Origin of the sequence: Parabacteroides faecis, from assembly GCF_014647375.1 — a bacterium.
Lineage (GTDB): Bacteria > Bacteroidota > Bacteroidia > Bacteroidales > Tannerellaceae > Parabacteroides > Parabacteroides faecis.
The window spans coordinates 46,138-63,694 of the sequence record NZ_BMPB01000014.1 but is presented as its reverse complement, the minus strand read 5'-3'; the positions used below and the strand labels follow the sequence as shown (position 1 = coordinate 63,694).

Here is a 17,557-nt window from a genome sequence, read left to right as displayed (position 1 = left end):
TGTATGGGAGAATAAGAAAAAACTATCCTCCCATACGATCTTATTTACTAGCAGTATTTAGTATCCGGTATTCTGGTCCAGATTCGGATTGGATGCCAATACGGAAGTTGGGATAGGGAATATCCGTCTGTATTCTTCTCCTTTTGTGGATGGCTTAAAGAGCATAGGGTCTTCAAATTTTCCAAAACGGATCATATCGACACGGCGGTGCATTTCCCAGATCAATTCACGCCCACGTTCTTCATACAGGGATTCCAGGTTTAATGTTGCTGTAGTGAACAACATTTCCGGATTGTTCGGGAAGGCCCGGCTTCTGATCTGGTTCATTAGTTCAACCGCGGTAGAAAGCTCTTTTCCCTGACGGAGTAAAGCCTCCGCTTTCATCATCAATACATCGGCGTATCTGAAAACAACAAAGTCATTGTTTGCCCAACCGCCGATGGCATCTTTATCCGGATAGTATTTGATACAACGTGCTCCGACCAGACGACCTTTGTCGTCAGCTCCTCCAACATCGAATGCATTGAACCCATAAGGATCCAATACAACGTTTACTCCGTTATAGATCATCGGATTTCCCGAAGCGTCATATTGCTGACCATACAGGAATATCTTTTTCCGGATATCGTCATCCCTATAGAAGTCAAAGAAATCCGGAGCTACGCACCAACCGTTGTAAGGAGCCTGGGACAAAGAAAATGTTTTCTGATGACTGAAATGCAATGTGCGAAGGAACCAACGGTTTCCTTTGGCTTTGTTCGCATCAAAAGGAACGGAGAAGATGGGCTCTTTATCTTTTGCACCATTATCCGGTTTAAACATATCGAAATAGTCTCCGAGCTGATATTGATTTAAAGCAATGACTTTGTCACAATAATATTCAGCTTTCTCCCATTGCGGCTTACCGGTATATGTCTCTGCATTCAGGTATAGTTTGGCTGCCAGGGTGTAGGCCATACCTTGTGTGGGACGGCCGTAAGTCTGGTTGTTCGCTTCACTACTCAGGTATTCGGCATTTTCTTCCAGGTCTTTAGCGATAAAATCGAATACTTCCTGACGCGTATTGGCAGACGGTGCGGCAACGCTTTGATCGAACTTTGTCACAATGGGGACTCCACCGAAAGTATCCATCATATAAAAGTAGAACCAGGCTCTCATGACTTTGATCTCTGAGATCGTCTGTATTTTCCCGTCATTGTCAGGTAACGCTTCAAACTGGCTCAATACCTGGTTGCAGGTTCCTATCCCGCTAAAACCAGAGTCCCAGGCATTTTTTATCAGGATATGTGAAGGAGTCCAGATGTGATAGTGCATATCGACATAACGTCCTCCGTCATACCAGTCGCCACCTCGGGTGGGAACGATGATCTCATCTGTCCCCATCTCCTGCAATTCGTATAGATTGTTATCGAAAAGTTTCTGTGCAGCCACATAAATAGGGCCGGTCATAGATGCATACTGTTCGGGTGAAGAAGGGAAATTCTCATCTGTATAAGATGAATAGACCTTTTCGTCCAGATTGGTACATCCTGTAAAATTCAATGTAAATGCCAGTGCTCCGGCAATGTATATGCAATTTAGTTTCATAACGAATGATTTCATGTGATTAGACAATTTTAAAAACTAATATTTACACCTAACAGGAAAGAACGTGTCTTCGGATAGTAGTTACGATTATCGATACCCGGAGCCAAACCACTCAGACTCACTTCCGGATCTACACCTGTGTACTTGGTAATGGTAAACAGGTTCTGCCCCGTTACGTAAAGACGTAGCTGACCGATCTCTTTTATGTTCTCCATATTGAACTGATAGCCTAGTGTCAGGTTGTCCAGTTTCAGGAAAGAACCGTTTTCCAACCAGCGACTGGAGGGTTGCGGAGCTTCCATGATACCGTCTTTTACGGCTTCGTGCGAGATGTTACAAGTCGCTGCCTGGTTCAGTCTGGAAAGGTCGGCACGACTGGCGTTAAAGATTTTATTGCCGGCCATTCCCCGCAAGAAGAAATTCAGGTCCCAACGTTTATAACGAAAAGTATTGTTCCAACCGAAAATAACTTTAGGCAGAGCTTTTCCTACTTCTTTATAATCATCCGGCGATTTCAGTTTATCGACTGTCACGATTTCGCCTGCGGCATTTTCGTACAAAGTTTTCTGCTGTTCTTCGTCATAACCGACATATTTAAATGTATAGAATGTACCGATAGGCAATCCCGGTTTGACCAGGGAGACTGTTTGGGCTGTCCATCCTTCCAGTGTCATGGTTCCTTCATATCGTTCGGCGATGGATAAGTTTTCGATATTGCTATCCAGCGATCCGATCTTATTTTTGTTTGAAGAAATATTGAAGTTACTGATCCAACTGAAATCCCGGGTATCTACGGCAACTACATTTGCCATGAATTCAATACCTTTATTGGTCATGCTTGCGCCGTTGGCAAGCAACTGGTTGTATTGGTAAGGAGGAGACGGAACGTTATATTTATACAACATGTCCTTGGTCTCTTTATTATATACTTCCAGACTACCGGAAACTCTGCCGCCGAAAATAGAATAATCGATCCCCACGTTTGTCATGGAGGTACTTTCCCATTTCAGGTCCGGATTCGGATTCTGGGTTACCCCATAACTATTGATCCATTCGTCATTGTAGATGAACTGGCTGGATTGCGGGCCGTAAAGTGTAAGTGATGTGTAAGGATCGATATTCTGATTACCCGATTTACCATAGCCGATTCTCAGTTTTAAATCCTGGAAGAAGGATTGGTTTTCCATAAACTTTTCTCCCGTGATCTTCCATGCTACGGAAACAGAGGGGAACATTGCCCACTTGTTATTGGCTCCGAACTTGGAAGAACCGTCGCGACGTAAAGTTGCCGTTAATAAATACCGGTTATCAAATCCATAATTTACTCTACCGAAGAATGACACCAGTACCGATTGAGTTTTATTCGGGTAGTTCTGGAAATGAATGGCTTTATCTCCGTTACCTACCGATAGGTTATCAGCTCCGGTAGCATCCGAAGTAAAGTAGTTATTGGTTCCCCGTATACCATCGTTGTTGATGATTTTCTGGTATGAATAACCTGCCATTAATTTCATGTCATGTTTTTGGGCAAATGTTTTGGAATAATTGAGGGTTGTCTCTATCAGCTTATCTGTGTTTTTCAGGAATTCACGGATGGCATTTCCTTTACCCAGTACGGAGATATCCGTTGTTTTTTGATAATAGGCCTGATCGTATGTTTCATTCTGTATGGATGCCAACATGTCGAACCTTAAACCATCGATGATATCTAATCCGATCTTACCTATTCCTTGCAGGATGTTACGGGAACGATGGTCGCTCCGTTGTTCCAGGATGGCGACGGGGTTATAATAGGTCATACGTCCCGGTACCTGAAAGTATCCTCCGTATTGTTGGTTGGCAGGATCGTCGGACATGACCGGTGATTCGGGTAACCAGCGGGCTGCGTAATTGAATATACTATAGTCCACATGGTCTGATCCGACGAAACTGCCGGATACGGACAGGCCTATATGAAGGCGGTTGTTCAACGCTTCCTGATCTACACCGATACGGGCAACCAGACGGTCGTAATCACTATGTTTCACAATACCCTGGTTAGACAGATAGTTGACGGATGCGTTGTATTTGGTATTCTCGCTACCTCCGACCAGGCTCAGATTATGATTGTGTGAGAAACCGACATTCCGTAATAATTCTTTTTGCCAATCGGTACCGGCGCCATTCCCTTCATCGCTGGCGGCAAGCGACATGCCATGTTCTGCTAAGAATGTACGGTGCTCATCGGCATTCAGTACGTTCACCCGGCCGGATACACTTTCCAATGCTGCATATCCGCTGTAGGTTACCAGAGGTTTTCCTGTACGTCCTTTCCTCGTGGTAACCATGATTACTCCATTCGCCGCGCGGGAGCCGTAAATGGCAGTAGCGGAAGCATCTTTCAAAACGTTCATCGACTCGATATCATCCGGAGATATTAAGTTAATAGACGCTCCGGGTATTCCATCGATTACATAAAAAGGAGTTGTGGATGCCGTTAAGGACGAGGGACCGCGTAATTGCATTGTCACACTACTGTTCGGGTCGCCGCTGCTGCGGTTTACCATTAATCCAGGAACTTTTCCAGCCAGCAACTGATCCGGACTGCGTGAGATTCCTTTATTGAAGTCTTTTGCAGAAATAGACGAGATAGAACCGGTTAAGTCTGATTTTTTAACAGAACCGTAACCGACGACGACTACCTCTTCTATATTTTGATAATCTTCTTTGAGTATAACTGTCAGATCGGACTGTTTTCCTACAGGTATGTTTTGAGCTACATATCCTATATAAGAGACCTGTAGAATTGCGTTACCGGCTGTTTCCAGTTGAAAACGACCATCCATATCGGTAATGATGCCGTTGGTCGTCCCTTTTTCTACGATGTTGGCACCGATGATAGGTAAACCGTCGGGATCGGTGACGGTTCCTGTGATTTTCTTTTTATCGGCTTTCGGTTGATTTGAAAGTACGTCTTTCTGAACGATGATGTTCTTATTCTTGATCTCGTATGAAACTTTTTGGTCATGCAGTATTTGTTTTACTACCTGATCTATTGTCCCATCATGTACATCTACCTGAATGACCTTTTTCGTATCTACATCGCCGGAAGCAAAAACAAAGGAATACCCATTTTCTTCCTTCAATGTTTCCATGGCTTTTTTCACTGTCACGTTATTTAATTTGAGGTTGATGTTTTGTGCAAACGCTGTTAAATTAAGGCAAAACACTGCCAGGACCATATATATGGCCTTCTTTTTGATTTTCATAAGTAATTAGAATTAATTGTTTTAAACAAGAAATCTTAATACCGGAAGTAAAGTTTTACTATATTTGTCAATACTTTCGGAAATTCGCAGAGATGAAGTCCGGAAATTTGAATCGGGAGATTGTGCAGATCTTCCGGTTCTTTTTTATTTCAGACTCTGTTCCTCCATTAATCAGGGTCTTTTCTTTTCATGTAAATTCAATTTTAAAGTTAATAATACAGTTATTGATAAAAGCTTTTATTTTGCGTACAGCTGTACTTCTTTTCCGTTTATTTTATATTCGAGTTTGCCGGTCGAAGCCAACATATCCAATATTTCCTGAATCGTTTGTTCTTTTCGTATAAAGTTTCCGTAAAAACGGAATGTTTTTAAAGACTCGTCTTTTATATAGATCTTTACGTTATAGCTTCTTTCCAGTTCCTTGATGATATCTGGCAATAATTCTTCATCGAAGAAAAGATAACCGTTTGTCCATTCTGCGGTATACCGGGCTTCTGCCGGAGAGATCTTTAATTGGCCGTCTTTTTTATTCAGTATCGCCTTCTGATCGGGTTCCAGATAACACAGGTCATTGTTTTTCAGGTAATTTATCAGGCGGACTTTTCCTTCCAGCAAACTGACTGAAACTTCTTCATCTTCAGGGTAGTTTCTGAAATTGAATTTAGTACCCATCACCCGCAGTTCTAATTCTTTTGTTCTGATTTCAAAAGGTAATTGTTCATTTTTAGTGACTTCAAAATAACCTTCACCTGTTAGTTGCAGCTTTCTTTCTGCAACTCCGAAACCTTGTGAATAAGAGATTTTCGAACCTGCATTCAGCCACACCAATGTTCCGTCCGGGAGGTATAATTTAGTTTTTGAGCCTAAAGGAGCTTCTACTACCATTTCGGCAAATTGTTTCTTTACTTGTTCGGAGCCACTCCAATAAGAGGCAAAGGAAATGATACATAAAAGAGCAATTGCCGCTGCTCCATACATATATCTATGAAGAGAATACCTTTTGGCAACTTTTTTCTCCGATGCCACCTGGGTTTTAGCAAGGAATCGTCGAAAAGCCTTTTCTTTATCGTATTGTATCTCTTCGCCGGCTCCGATCGCCGAGAACCAGACTTCCTGCATCTGTCGGAAATATTTTTGATTTTCCGGAGAGGCTTTGAGCCAATTCTCAAGCTCGGCTAATTCTTCTGTTCCCAAACTTCCTGAAAGGTAATTTGTGATCAGTTCTTCTATCCTGGTATGTATGTTTGTAGGTCTCATTTATCGTCTTCTTGTATATATGACAGTTAGAAAAGGAGAGAGGGTAGTGTGTTCGGACAAATTTTTTAATTTAATTCCAAAAACAGCATATGAGGAGAAGCAAATACTTACTTAAATCTGCATTTAAGCGGGATATTGCGTTTTTGATATGGTATTTTACCGTATTAACAGAGATGCCCAGTTCTTCGGCTATTTGTTCATACCGTTTTTCTTCGAACCTGCTTTTCTTGAATACGACTTTACATTCTTCAGGAAGTCTGTCGATAGCATTCCTGATCTCTTGTTCGAGTTCGTTTTCCAGCAATCGTGCCAGCGGGTAATCGTCGGATGGAAAGACGGAGTTTATCCACTCACCCTGTTGATCGATAACAGAGAAACGGACTTCTCTTTTTTCTCTTTCCAAATTCAGATAGTTTATACAGCGATTGCGGACAGCCTGGACCAGATAGCTGCGCAGGGAAGTGGTAATCTCGATGGTATCTCTTTTCTCCCAAAGATGAAAAATAATATCATCGACAATACTTTCAGCCAGAAAATCATCTTTCAGGAACTCATAGGCAATCTTGCATAACAATACATAATGGTGGTCATATATGTATTTATATGCTTGATTATCTCCTGATTTCAGGGAATGAATCAAATGTAGTTCTTTCTCTTTTTCCATATAGATCTTCGTTCTCCCTGTTTCTGAAAGATGCGTTGTCGCAAATATACACGATAACTTTGAAAAACAGTTCCCCTTTTGGGCATAAGTTTATTTTGATAATTTATCAACTTGCTTCAGGGCACGATAATCAATACCTTTCTCCTTTGGACATATGTCTAAAAGAGAAAGGTATTAATAGAATTATAGTATTATTGAGAATTATAAGAACATAAGAAAGTTATTGGATGTATATATCTTGCTGAAGTCGTATATCGTTAAATGACCGTCCTATTTTTAATGTGAATTTCCCGGGTTCTACGACATATTTCATCTCTTTATTCCATAAGCCGAGGTTAGAATAAGGGATAGTAAAACTAATTGTTTTTTCTTCTCCGGCTTTTAATTCTATTTTGGTGAATTCTTTTAGTAAGGCTACAGGTGTTACTACGCTTGAAACACAATCGTGTATAAATAGAAGAGGTATTTCTTTACCTGCTAGCTTTCCTGTATTTTTTACGTTGAAGGATAGTTGAATATCCTCGTTCTTTGAAAAAATAGTATCGAGTTTCAAATTGTTGTATTCGAAGGTCGTATAACTTAATCCATGTCCGAAACAGAATGCCGGATAATCATCCGAGCGAGAACTGCCTAATCCGTAGCCTGTCCAGTAACGTGAAGGCGACTGGTAATAGTACATAGGGATTTGTCCAACATTTTTAGGTATTGTGATGGGTAATTTGCCAGAGGGATTGACTTCTCCGAATAAAATTTCGGCGAATGCCTTTCCGCCATACATGCCAGGTTCCCATATATCGACGATAGCCGGGATATTTTCAGTGACCCATTCATTGTTCAACGGTTTTCCGTTAACAATTACGGCGATCACTGGTTTTTGGGTTTTTTGGAGAGCACGGACCAACTCTAGTTGTCGGCCGTAAAAATCGATTGACGGGCGATCGGCTGATTCTCCGTAAGTGCGTAATCCCCAGTCTGATCGAATACCATAACCGCCGATCACAACCACGATGAGGTCGCAATATCTCGCTTTTGTTACAGCATCGGATATAGAATAATCGGATATACCTCCACCTTCTATTAGCAGTTGTTTTTGTAATGCCGGATCTGTAGTATTTGTTTTTTCCCTGGAAACTTTGGCTTTGATCCTACCGCTGTTACTGTAAACGACGTCGACTTCCGGTGCAATATCACGAATACCTTTCAATATGGTAGTTATATTGCTGTCAGGTTGGAAAAAGGTCCAGTCTCCTAAAATAGATTGGTTGTCTGCATTAGGACCGGTGACTAGGATCCTTTTGTATTTTTGTTTGTCTATAGGTAGTAGATTCTTTTCGTTTTTTAATAAGATAATGCATTCACGTGCTGCTTCTAAAGATAAAGACCGGTTTTCTGTTGTGGCATAAATATCTTTATCCGGATCGACATATCTGTTTTCGAATAATCCAAGTTCAAATTTGACTTTTAAAATTCTTCTTACTGCATCATCAACTCTTTCTGTGGGTACTTTCCCTTCTTTGATCAGTTGTGTCAATGGTACCACAAACTGCATCGTATCAGGTGAATACATATGCATATCCATTCCTGCATTGATAGATTGAGATAAAGCATCTTTTTGATTTTCAGCTACTTTATGTAGCGTCTTCAAATTATCCATATCCATCATGTCACTGATATAAAATCCGTCGAATCCAAATTCATTTTTCACGACATCTGTCAATAACCATTTGGATGCATGTGAAGGTATGCCTCCTATGTCATTATGTCCAGGCATAATCGTCATACAGCCGGCTTCAATTCCAGCTTTGAACGGTGGTAAAAAGTAAGAACGTAACGATCGTTCTGAAATATCTGCAGGAGCATGGTTGATACCTCCGACAGAGGCTCCTCCGGCTACCAGATGCTTCATTGATGCAGCCACTCGCTTTTGAGGATCTTCATTTTTTTGTAATCCCCATATGGCTTGCTTTACCAGTTCTCCGGAAAGGTAAGGATCTTCTCCGTACGTTTCTCCAGTTCTGCCCCAGCGAGCATCGTAAACAATATCAACGCAAGGGGCAAAAGTCCAGTGCGTGCCTGCCGAACGAATTTCTCCGGCAGCTGCTTGGGCTGCTTTTCTAACCAGGTCGCGGTTGAATGTAGCAGCCATACTGATCGATGTCGGAAATATAGTTCTCCCCGATAATGTTCCATATCCATGAGCTGCATCCATACCTACCAGGTAAGGTATTTTTAATCTTGTTTTTTCGGATAGAGCTTGGAGCTTATTGACTACCTCCGGTTCCTTCCCGGCGATCCATGCGCCGAAATCATAGTATTTATTTTTGATGACAGCCTCCATGTCCCATTCGGAAACCATATCCATCTGACCTATTTTTTCAGCTAGTGTCATTTGTTTTAATAATGCCTCGACACGTTCGTCGGTTGAGCGTGACGGATCCATATAAACAGAGGTGTCTATTTCGTTATTCGATGTACAGCTATTGACAAACAGAGATGTGACAGCGCAGGCTAAAATATATTTTATTCTTCCCATATTTATTCTTGTAATTAAAAAACAGAGGCTGTTCTTTTATAAGTTTTATTTCTTATGAACAGCCTCGTTAATTCATTTATTGCAACTATTTACCATTGGGGATTTTGTTCCAGATTATTGTTTAAATCTATTGCATCCTGGGGAATAGGCCATAAATACATATGATCTTTCCAGACTCTTTTTTCAAGGAAGATATTCTCCCTTTTACCGGAATCAGTCATTTTGGCAAATCCATACACATTTCCATTTCTCACTTTATCACAGATCCTCCAACGGATGATGTCATAATAACGTAATCCTTCGAAAGCAAATTCGACGCGTCGTTCATGACGGAGTTTTTCTCTTAGTACACTTTGTGAAGCTATTTCGATACCAGGCATGCCTGCTCTGCTACGAATTTCATTGATCAGTCGGACTGCTTCATCCGTATTTTCGTTTTTCTCAATCAAAGCTTCTGCCCGCATAAGCAGAATATCTGCATAACGGATAATAGTCATATTCTTATGACTACGTGTTGCATCAACTTCTTCTCCTTCGAGATCAACCCATTTGGTTACTAGGAATCCCGTACTATGAGGCTCTTTGGCCAAATAGTCACGACTGTTGGGATCCTCTATACCATAAACGGATTTTATAACTCCATTTACTTTCCATTCCCATCCTGGTGTGATAATGGTCGATTTCAAACGGGGGTCACGGTATTCATATTCTCCGTATCCGCCATTATCAGAGATATTATTGCGTAATTTACAATATTCGCAGTCTAACTTTTCACATTGTTGATAAGGATGTCCTCCGGCACATTCGTATTCGTCTACCAGGCTTTGTACAGGTAATAAACGCAACCATCCTCTGTAGACACTCGATTGTGGAGATAGATCACGATTCAGTGTCGTTGTTTTCAATGGGTAAGAATATTGTTTCTCAAAAATAACTTCATTGTTGTTCCCATCGGCAGCCGGACGGAATAATTCCTCGTAACTGTTTTTGACTGGGTCATTTTCATAGGCACGATAGAGTTCGTATTTACCGGTGTTCATTACAGCGGCAGTATGCTCTAAAACTTTGTCATATTGTTTTTCGTGTAAGTAAATACGTGCCAGATATGCATTGACAACATCCTCATTGACTCGTCCACTCTCTTCGGAAGGCTCTTTTTTAATATCGACCAGCACTTCGTTTAGTTCCGATAAGATGAAATTCAGAACTTCTTCCCGTGGCTGTCTGCTGGTCTCTCTTGATTCTTCAATGGTCAGCACTTTCTTTATCAGAGGAATATCTCCGAAGTAGAAAAGCATGTCGTAATAGATAAAAGCCCGGATGAAACGGACCTCTGCCGTTAGATGTGCATATTCATCTTCTGTCAGATACTCTTTGGATTTTTCCAGTCCTTCGAGAACATAATTTAAATTGGCTATCTCTTTATATCGCCACTCCTCTTTTACTTTTCCTGTATATGCGGTCCATGAACCATCAGCCATCGCAAAGTTGTCCCGCCACATAGCATTATCTGTAAACCCATCACGGAATGCTACGATCTGGTCCATTCCACTATTGTAAATTTTTACATAACATTCGTTCACCATCAGGCGTGATTGTTCTGCATTTTTCCACCATTCAGACTCTGGTATCTGGTCGAGTGGTGGTGTTGTTAGAAAACTGTCGCAGCTGTTGAATAGCATGGCTACGAATAAACATATAAATAAATTTATCTTTTTCATCGTATTTTCCTTTCATTAAAATTGAACGTTCAAACCAAAAGAATATGTCCTGGATAACGGATAACTGTAAGCACTTCCGGACTCCGGATCATATCCGGGAACGAAATTGTCTATTGTGAATAGGTTGGATGCCGAGAAGAATACACGTAAATTAGAAAAACCTGTGCTCTTTATCAGATTATTTGAAAAATTATATCCGAATTGTAAGTTTTTCATGCGTAGATATCCAGCATTGATCTTCCAGAAATCAGAAGTGGCATAATTGAAAGATCCTTGGACATTGTCCAGTATTCGCGGATATGCGGCATTGCGATTATTTTCTGTCCAATAATCCAGTTGATGCTCAAAGACCGGCCCTTTCCCTGAGTCGCTTAATGGTTGTACACCTGGGCCTCCCATGATATAGTCTTTTTTACCAATGCCCTGGAAAAAGACACTGATGTCAAAACCTTTCCATTCTGCATTTAACCGTAAACCAAATAAATAATGTGGTGCGCGGTCTCCTAAAATGACTCTGTCGTCGCCATCGATCTTCTTATCTCCGTTTTGATCTTTGTATTTTATATCTCCGGGTTTATTTTTTATATTTTGAAACGGAGATTCAGCAATTTCCTCTTCCGACTGGAAAAAACCTAATGCTTCATAACCATAAATGGAATTCATCGGTAATCCTACGTCTGTGTAACCCTCTTTCCAGGGGCCGGTTCCCGCTAAATCTTTTACTTCATTTTTGTTATTAGACAAATTAGCCTGAATGCCGTAATTTACATTTCCGATCTTGTCATTCCAATGTAACTCCAGTTCCCAACCGCGATTCTGAACTTTACCTATATTTACATTCGGTTTGTCGAAACCATATTCCATAGGAACAGGCAATCCGATTAGAATATTACTGGTATTTTTTATATAATAATCGAAGGTAAGTCCTAATCTGTTTTTCAATAATTGGATATCTGTACCGAAATCCAGCATGGTCGTAGTTTCCCATCCTAATTCCGTATTTCCCAAATTCTGTAAATAACCTGTTTGGATCCATGTGTTATTTAAAACTGTATTACCGATACCGATTGTCGTATAACTGGGATAGAGGCCTAATCCGGATGAGGAGCCAGTTTTACCCCATGTCGCACGTATTTTCCAATCATCCATGAAAGAAATGTTATTCATAAATTCTTCACCGGTTATACGCCAGGCAGCTGCGACTGACGGGAATGTAGCCCATCTGTGTCCTTTTGCGAATCTGGATGAGGCATCTGAACGAATATTGAATGTCAACAGATATTTTCCTGCATAATCATAATTGATACGTCCGAGAAAAGAAGCTATAGCCCAATGGTCTGCATTGCCGTCATTACTCCAGTTATCCATGGAGCCTCCGGTTAAAACATGTACCAGATCGGTAGGAAAACCATCTCTATAAGCACTGATCCAGTTTGATTTTTCACTCTCTTGCTGATAACCGGCTAAAATATCCAAAGAATGTTTGCCTATTTGTTTTTGATAGGTTAATAATGCCTGAAGGTTATAATAGGCTTTATAGTTGCGGCTTTCATCGAGTGAATTTTGTTCCAGGAGGACATCGTCTTTAGAGTTATAGTCAGTGATATGGAACTGTCGTTTCATTTTTGAATCGTTGTTAAAGATATAATTGACATTGGCCAGTCCCGTTAATTTTAAACCATCCAGGAACTCATAGCTTATTTTGAAAATACCGGATGCATCGTGTGTATCATTCTGCCAGTTACCGGATTCATATAAATAGGCTAACGGATTTACGATACCATTGGAATTATAGGCATAGCTTCCATCGGTATAATAGGCAAGATAGGTCGGGTTCATCTTATAGGTATCGATTATGATTCCATCGAGACCTGTCCCGTCGGAGGTCCCCATGGTTTCGCCTTTTTCACGTAGGATGTAACGCATATCGAAAGAGAGATTGAAACGTTTATTGATTGCGACATCCACATTAGAACGAACATTGAATACATTTTGGTTTACCTCCGGTATAACTCCGGTCTGATGGTCGAAGCCTCCGCTTAAGTAGTATTTTACACTTTCATTTCCTCCGGTTGCTGCGATGGAATGGCGTGTAGTAATGCTGTTTTTAAACATTAGGTCGAGCCAGTCTGTATTTGGATAACGGTTCAGATCTTCGCCGCTTGAGAATTTCCGGATATCTTCTTCGGTAAAAATATCTGCTTTACCCAGATTTCGTTGCGATTCGTTTCTTATGCGTGCATATTCGGCCGAACTAACGCTTTTAGGCATATTGGTAGGCGTGTTTACACCGATATATCCATTGTATTTGAATGTTGGTTTGGCACTTTTTCCGCGTTTGGTCGTTATGAGTATAACCCCATGTGCAGCACGTGAACCATATATAGCGGCAGAAGCTGCATCTTTTAACACGGTTACACTTTCAATATCGTCGACGTTCAGATAGTTGAATTCTCCGGGAACACCATCGACCAATAACAGAGGAGAACCTGCATCGTTTAATGAAGTGGCTCCACGCAATTGAATAGTAGAAGCTGTTCCAGGTTTACTGGACTGGACTATATTCAAGCCGGCAACTGTTCCTTGCAATGCATCAGTTACTGTCTGAAGAGGTCTGTTTTCCAACATTTCGGCTTTCACGGAGCTGACGGCAGTTGTCAGATTCCCTTTTTTTACTGAACCATAACCTACAACGACTATTTCGTCGAGTGTTTCTATATCTTCCTTTAAAGTGATTTTCAGCTTATTTTCTCCTTTAACTGCGATATTTTTCTCGGTGTATCCGATATAAGTAACTGATAGGATTGCATTGGATGAAGTTTGTAGAGAAAAGTGGCCGTCTAGATCTGTAACCGTTCCGTTAGTAGTTCCCTTCTCTACTACATTAGCACCAATTATCGGTTCGCCATTTTGATCGATGACTGTTCCGGATATCTGTTTCTTTTGCTGTGTAATAACCGGTATCACGATAGTAGATTGTTTCTCAAATAAATAGATCTTATTGTTCTTGATCTCGTAACTCAGATTAGTATCGGCTATCAACTTTTCCAAGACCTGGGCTACATCTGCATCTTCAACCTGAATACTTACCTTTCTGTCCAGATTGACGATCTGCTTACTGTATGCTATGCTCAAGCCTGTCTGTTTGGTGATGACAGATAACACTTTCTCAACCTTGACGTTGTTGAGTGACATAGAAACCCGCTGAGCAGAAGCTTCTGCTGTAAAAGTTAACAAGGAGATGACCAGAAATAAGAATGTCAGTTTCATTGCATTCGGGATTTTCTCAATTAATATTAAAAGGTGCCTGGGGATGAGGCACGAACAATTTTTTTTCATACTTTTGAAATGAATTTATGTATTAGAAATTAATTTGAATTTCGGTACGCGGATAACCGGGAATGTGGGGACATTTCCGGTTATTTTTTAAGTTTGTTATGTTGTGTCGTTCATGTATGCTCTCTATTTTTAAAGGTTAAACAAGTTGATGATCTCTCTTTATATAGTAGACACACGGTGGCAGAAAAAGTATGAGTGAAAAATGTAAAAAGTTTTATTTTTTTCGTTCTATTCTTATAATACCTTCTTCTTCAATGAATTGTACCGGAGTTATTTTCTCGAGATCTTTAAGGATTTGTTTGATATCCTGGTCTGTCGAGGTTAATGTATAGTTGTAATAGAGCACCGATGAGTCGGCAATTGTGAATTCCACATTATACCAGCGTGACAAGGTTGCTATTACTTCAGATAAGGGAGTATTATTGAATATAATCTGATTATTCTTCCAGGCAGAAGTGTGCTCTATGTTTTCCGGGCGGGATATTTTACAAACGCCGCTTTTCCGGTTGTACGTTGCTTTCTCTCCCGGTTTCATATGAGCTAATGAACTGGAATTGTTAGCCAGTACCACTTTCCCTGTTTCCAGAGTAACAAAGATATCCGGATCAGTCGCGTATGCCTTTACATCGAATGTGGTACCCAGTACTTTAACATTGACATCTTTCATATCGACAATGAACGGGCGGTCCTTGTTCGGGGAGACCTCGAAGAATGCTTCCCCTTCCAACTCCACTTTACGTTCGGAAAAGCCGAATTTCCGGGGATATTTAATACGTGTTTCGGCATTGAGGGTGGCTCGCGAACCATCCTGGAAGATCAGTTGCATGCGTTCACCTTTAGGTACATATATTTCTTCGTAACCAGAATCGGTGAAAAGATCGATACGTTTATCTATGTACCAGAATTGCCCGAGGAACAACAGTAATGGAATGAGAATGGCGGCTGCACGGAAAATGATCCGTTTTCTTTGTTGCAGGTGGATTTTCTTCATGATGAACCGGTACATTTCGTCTGTAGGAATGGACCGTTCTGCATACAGTTCTTCGTTGCCGGGCTGTATCTTTTCCATATCTTCATCCATTAGTGACGACAAATATCGGGAGCCTTCGGGAGTGGAGAACCAGCGGATAACCTGGCGTGCTTCTTCCGGAGTGGCGGTATTGTCGAGTGTTCTGTCGATGATATGTTTATCTGGTGTTTTCATTTTCTTATTCCTGTTTTCTTAATTGACACATAACTGGACTGTTGGTATGAGTCTCTATTATTCTTTTTTCTTTTTCAGGAGAAAAAGGAGGAGAGTAATAGGATTAACAACTTCTCGAAATGTTCCCTGAGCAGTTTGATGGCCTGAGAATAATGGGTTTTGACTGTCGGTATCGATATCTGCATTTTTTCAGCAATCTCCTGATTGGATAATCCTTTTTTCAGTTTGTACAGACAGACGGCTCTCTTCTGTTCCGGCAGGTCGCCGATAGCCCGGTATAACTGTTCGTTCATTTCTTTTTCTTCCAGTCTCTCCAGTATTTCGTTTTCATACTCGATTGTCTCTTGTGCCAGTTCATAATTTTTTTCTAACGCACTATAGTTATTCCTGATCTCGTTCAACAGATAGTTTTTCAACATGGTGTACAGGTAATTTCTTAGGTTGATCTGAATGTTGAGGAGTGTACGCGACTCCCAGAGTTTCAGGAATATTTGCTGGACGGCATCTTTGGCGGTATCGTTATCCTTTAAATATTTGAAAGCAACGACATAAAGCAATTTATGATACCGTTCATAGATCGTAGTAAAGGCCCTCTCATTTCCTTTTTGCAAAAGAATAAGTAACTCGTCATCGGTTTGCCCGGATATGGAGAGGAACCGCTTGTGCATATAATAGTATCTCTTTTAGATTTTATGCAAATATAACTTTAATACGAAACTTTCCAATCACTAAACTCTAAACTTAATTGTTCCCACTGTTCTTTTTTAACGGTTTCTTCCCGTTCTTCCTGCGGGTTTGAAACCGAAAGGCCGAGTAGCCGGATCGGGTTTGTTTCGTAATCGACTTCTTTCAGCAGTTGCTTGGCAAGAGGGAGGATCTCGTTTAAAGTAGTCAGTTCGCGAGATTGGGTAATACTTTTTGTTTTTAAGGTGAAATCGTGGAATTTAATCTTTAATGTCAGTGTGTTCCCTTTGAAACCTGTTCGTTGCAGGCGGCCGATCAGTTCGGTCGCTACATGGTAAAGTTCGATAATGACGGACGACTGGCGGGAAATATCTTTTTCCAGCGTATGTTCGCATCCTACGGATTTACGGATACGTATGGCTTCTACCGGGCGCAGGTCTATTCCACGGGAACATTCATAATACAGGATACCTGCTTTCCCAAACTGACGGGTAAGCATTTCCTGTGAACATTCCCGAAGTTTTTCTCCGTTATGAATACCTAGCGTATGCATCTTTTTGGCAGTGACCGGACCGACTCCCCAGAATGATTCGATCGGTAGCCGGGCGATAAAGTCGAGGGCCTGTGCCGGATGGATCGTACAAAGGCCGTCCGGCTTCCGGTAGTCGGATGCTATTTTTGCCAGGAATTTATTGTAAGATACGCCTGCTGAAGCAACCAGGTTCAATTCCTGTCGTATCCGTTGTTTGATCTCTTTGGCTATATCGACGGCCAAAGGTATTTGCTTTTTGTTTTCAGTGACATCGAGAAATGCTTCATCCAGCGAGAGGGGTTCGATGATATCCGTATATTCATGGAAGATCTCATGGATTTGATGCGACACTTCTTTGTACACACTCATTCTGCCCGGAACAAAGATAAGGTTCGGACATAACCGTTTGGCTTTTTGTGAAGACATGGCGGAACGGACACCGTATTTACGCGCTTCGTAACTGGCAGCGGCGACCACACCTCGTTCTTCCGAATAGCCGACAGCCAACGCTTTTCCACGCAGTTCCGGATTGTCCCGTTGTTCAACCGATGCATAGAATGCATCCATATCTATATGTATGATTTTACGTTCCGTATAACCTCCTTTTCCTAAACAAAGATACGTAAAAGGGAGGAGATACCGTATAGATTTATCTCTACATATCTTTTGCAACACTAAATAGTAGTCTAAATCCTTCAGACCATTTTTTATGAATCAACCAATCTTGAAAGTTTAAATCGTGATTGTGATTCTCTAAAACTCGATCCTGCTATATCAAAAGTGTTTCA

The 17,557-nt window shown here is 41.0% G+C and carries 10 protein-coding genes; all 10 read right to left on the bottom strand.

The window, feature by feature from the left end; translation table 11 throughout:
• Positions 1-57 precede the first annotated feature (57 nt).
• The 10 genes from IEY67_RS19500 to dinB all read right to left on the bottom strand — a co-directional run bounded on the left by IEY67_RS19500 (position 58) and on the right by dinB (position 17,414).
• Positions 58-1,587: a RagB/SusD family nutrient uptake outer membrane protein gene (locus IEY67_RS19500; protein ID WP_183671918.1), complete on the bottom strand. Its 1,530-nt coding sequence runs from the start codon at positions 1,585-1,587 to the stop codon at positions 58-60.
• 29 nt (positions 1,588-1,616) lie between these two features.
• A complete protein-coding gene (locus tag IEY67_RS19495) occupies positions 1,617-4,721 on the bottom strand; it encodes a TonB-dependent receptor (RefSeq protein ID WP_183671917.1) in 3,105 nt (1,034 codons plus the stop codon).
• Positions 4,722-5,072: 351 nt separating this feature from the next.
• Positions 5,073-6,092 (bottom strand): FecR family protein, encoded by a 1,020-nt coding sequence (locus IEY67_RS19490; protein ID WP_183671916.1) that lies wholly within the window; start codon positions 6,090-6,092, stop codon positions 5,073-5,075.
• A 70-nt stretch (positions 6,093-6,162) separates the two neighbouring features.
• Positions 6,163-6,756, bottom strand: coding sequence for an RNA polymerase sigma-70 factor (locus tag IEY67_RS19485; protein WP_122356087.1), 594 nt, complete (start codon positions 6,754-6,756; stop codon positions 6,163-6,165).
• Between the two features lie 220 nt (positions 6,757-6,976).
• Positions 6,977-9,289 carry a glycoside hydrolase family 3 N-terminal domain-containing protein gene (locus IEY67_RS19480; protein WP_183671915.1) on the bottom strand — a complete coding sequence of 771 codons (2,313 nt, stop codon included), beginning with the start codon at positions 9,287-9,289 and terminating at the stop codon, positions 6,977-6,979.
• 89 nt (positions 9,290-9,378) lie between these two features.
• Positions 9,379-11,010 carry a RagB/SusD family nutrient uptake outer membrane protein gene (locus IEY67_RS19475; protein ID WP_183671914.1) on the bottom strand — a complete coding sequence of 544 codons (1,632 nt, stop codon included), beginning with the start codon at positions 11,008-11,010 and terminating at the stop codon, positions 9,379-9,381.
• 15 nt (positions 11,011-11,025) lie between these two features.
• Positions 11,026-14,280, bottom strand: a complete 3,255-nt coding sequence (locus IEY67_RS19470; protein ID WP_183671913.1) for a TonB-dependent receptor — start codon at positions 14,278-14,280, stop codon at positions 11,026-11,028.
• Between the two features lie 283 nt (positions 14,281-14,563).
• The gene (locus tag IEY67_RS19465; protein WP_183671912.1) at positions 14,564-15,553 is read right to left on the bottom strand and encodes a FecR family protein; all 990 of its coding nucleotides are present in this window, start codon (positions 15,551-15,553) and stop codon (positions 14,564-14,566) included.
• Between the two features lie 74 nt (positions 15,554-15,627).
• Positions 15,628-16,221 (bottom strand): RNA polymerase sigma factor, encoded by a 594-nt coding sequence (locus IEY67_RS19460; RefSeq protein WP_122356097.1) that lies wholly within the window; start codon positions 16,219-16,221, stop codon positions 15,628-15,630.
• Positions 16,222-16,259: 38 nt separating this feature from the next.
• On the bottom strand, positions 16,260-17,414 hold the full coding sequence (gene dinB / locus IEY67_RS19455) for a DNA polymerase IV (RefSeq protein WP_262893036.1): 1,155 nt from the start codon (positions 17,412-17,414) through the stop codon (positions 16,260-16,262).
• Positions 17,415-17,557: the final 143 nt, after the last annotated feature.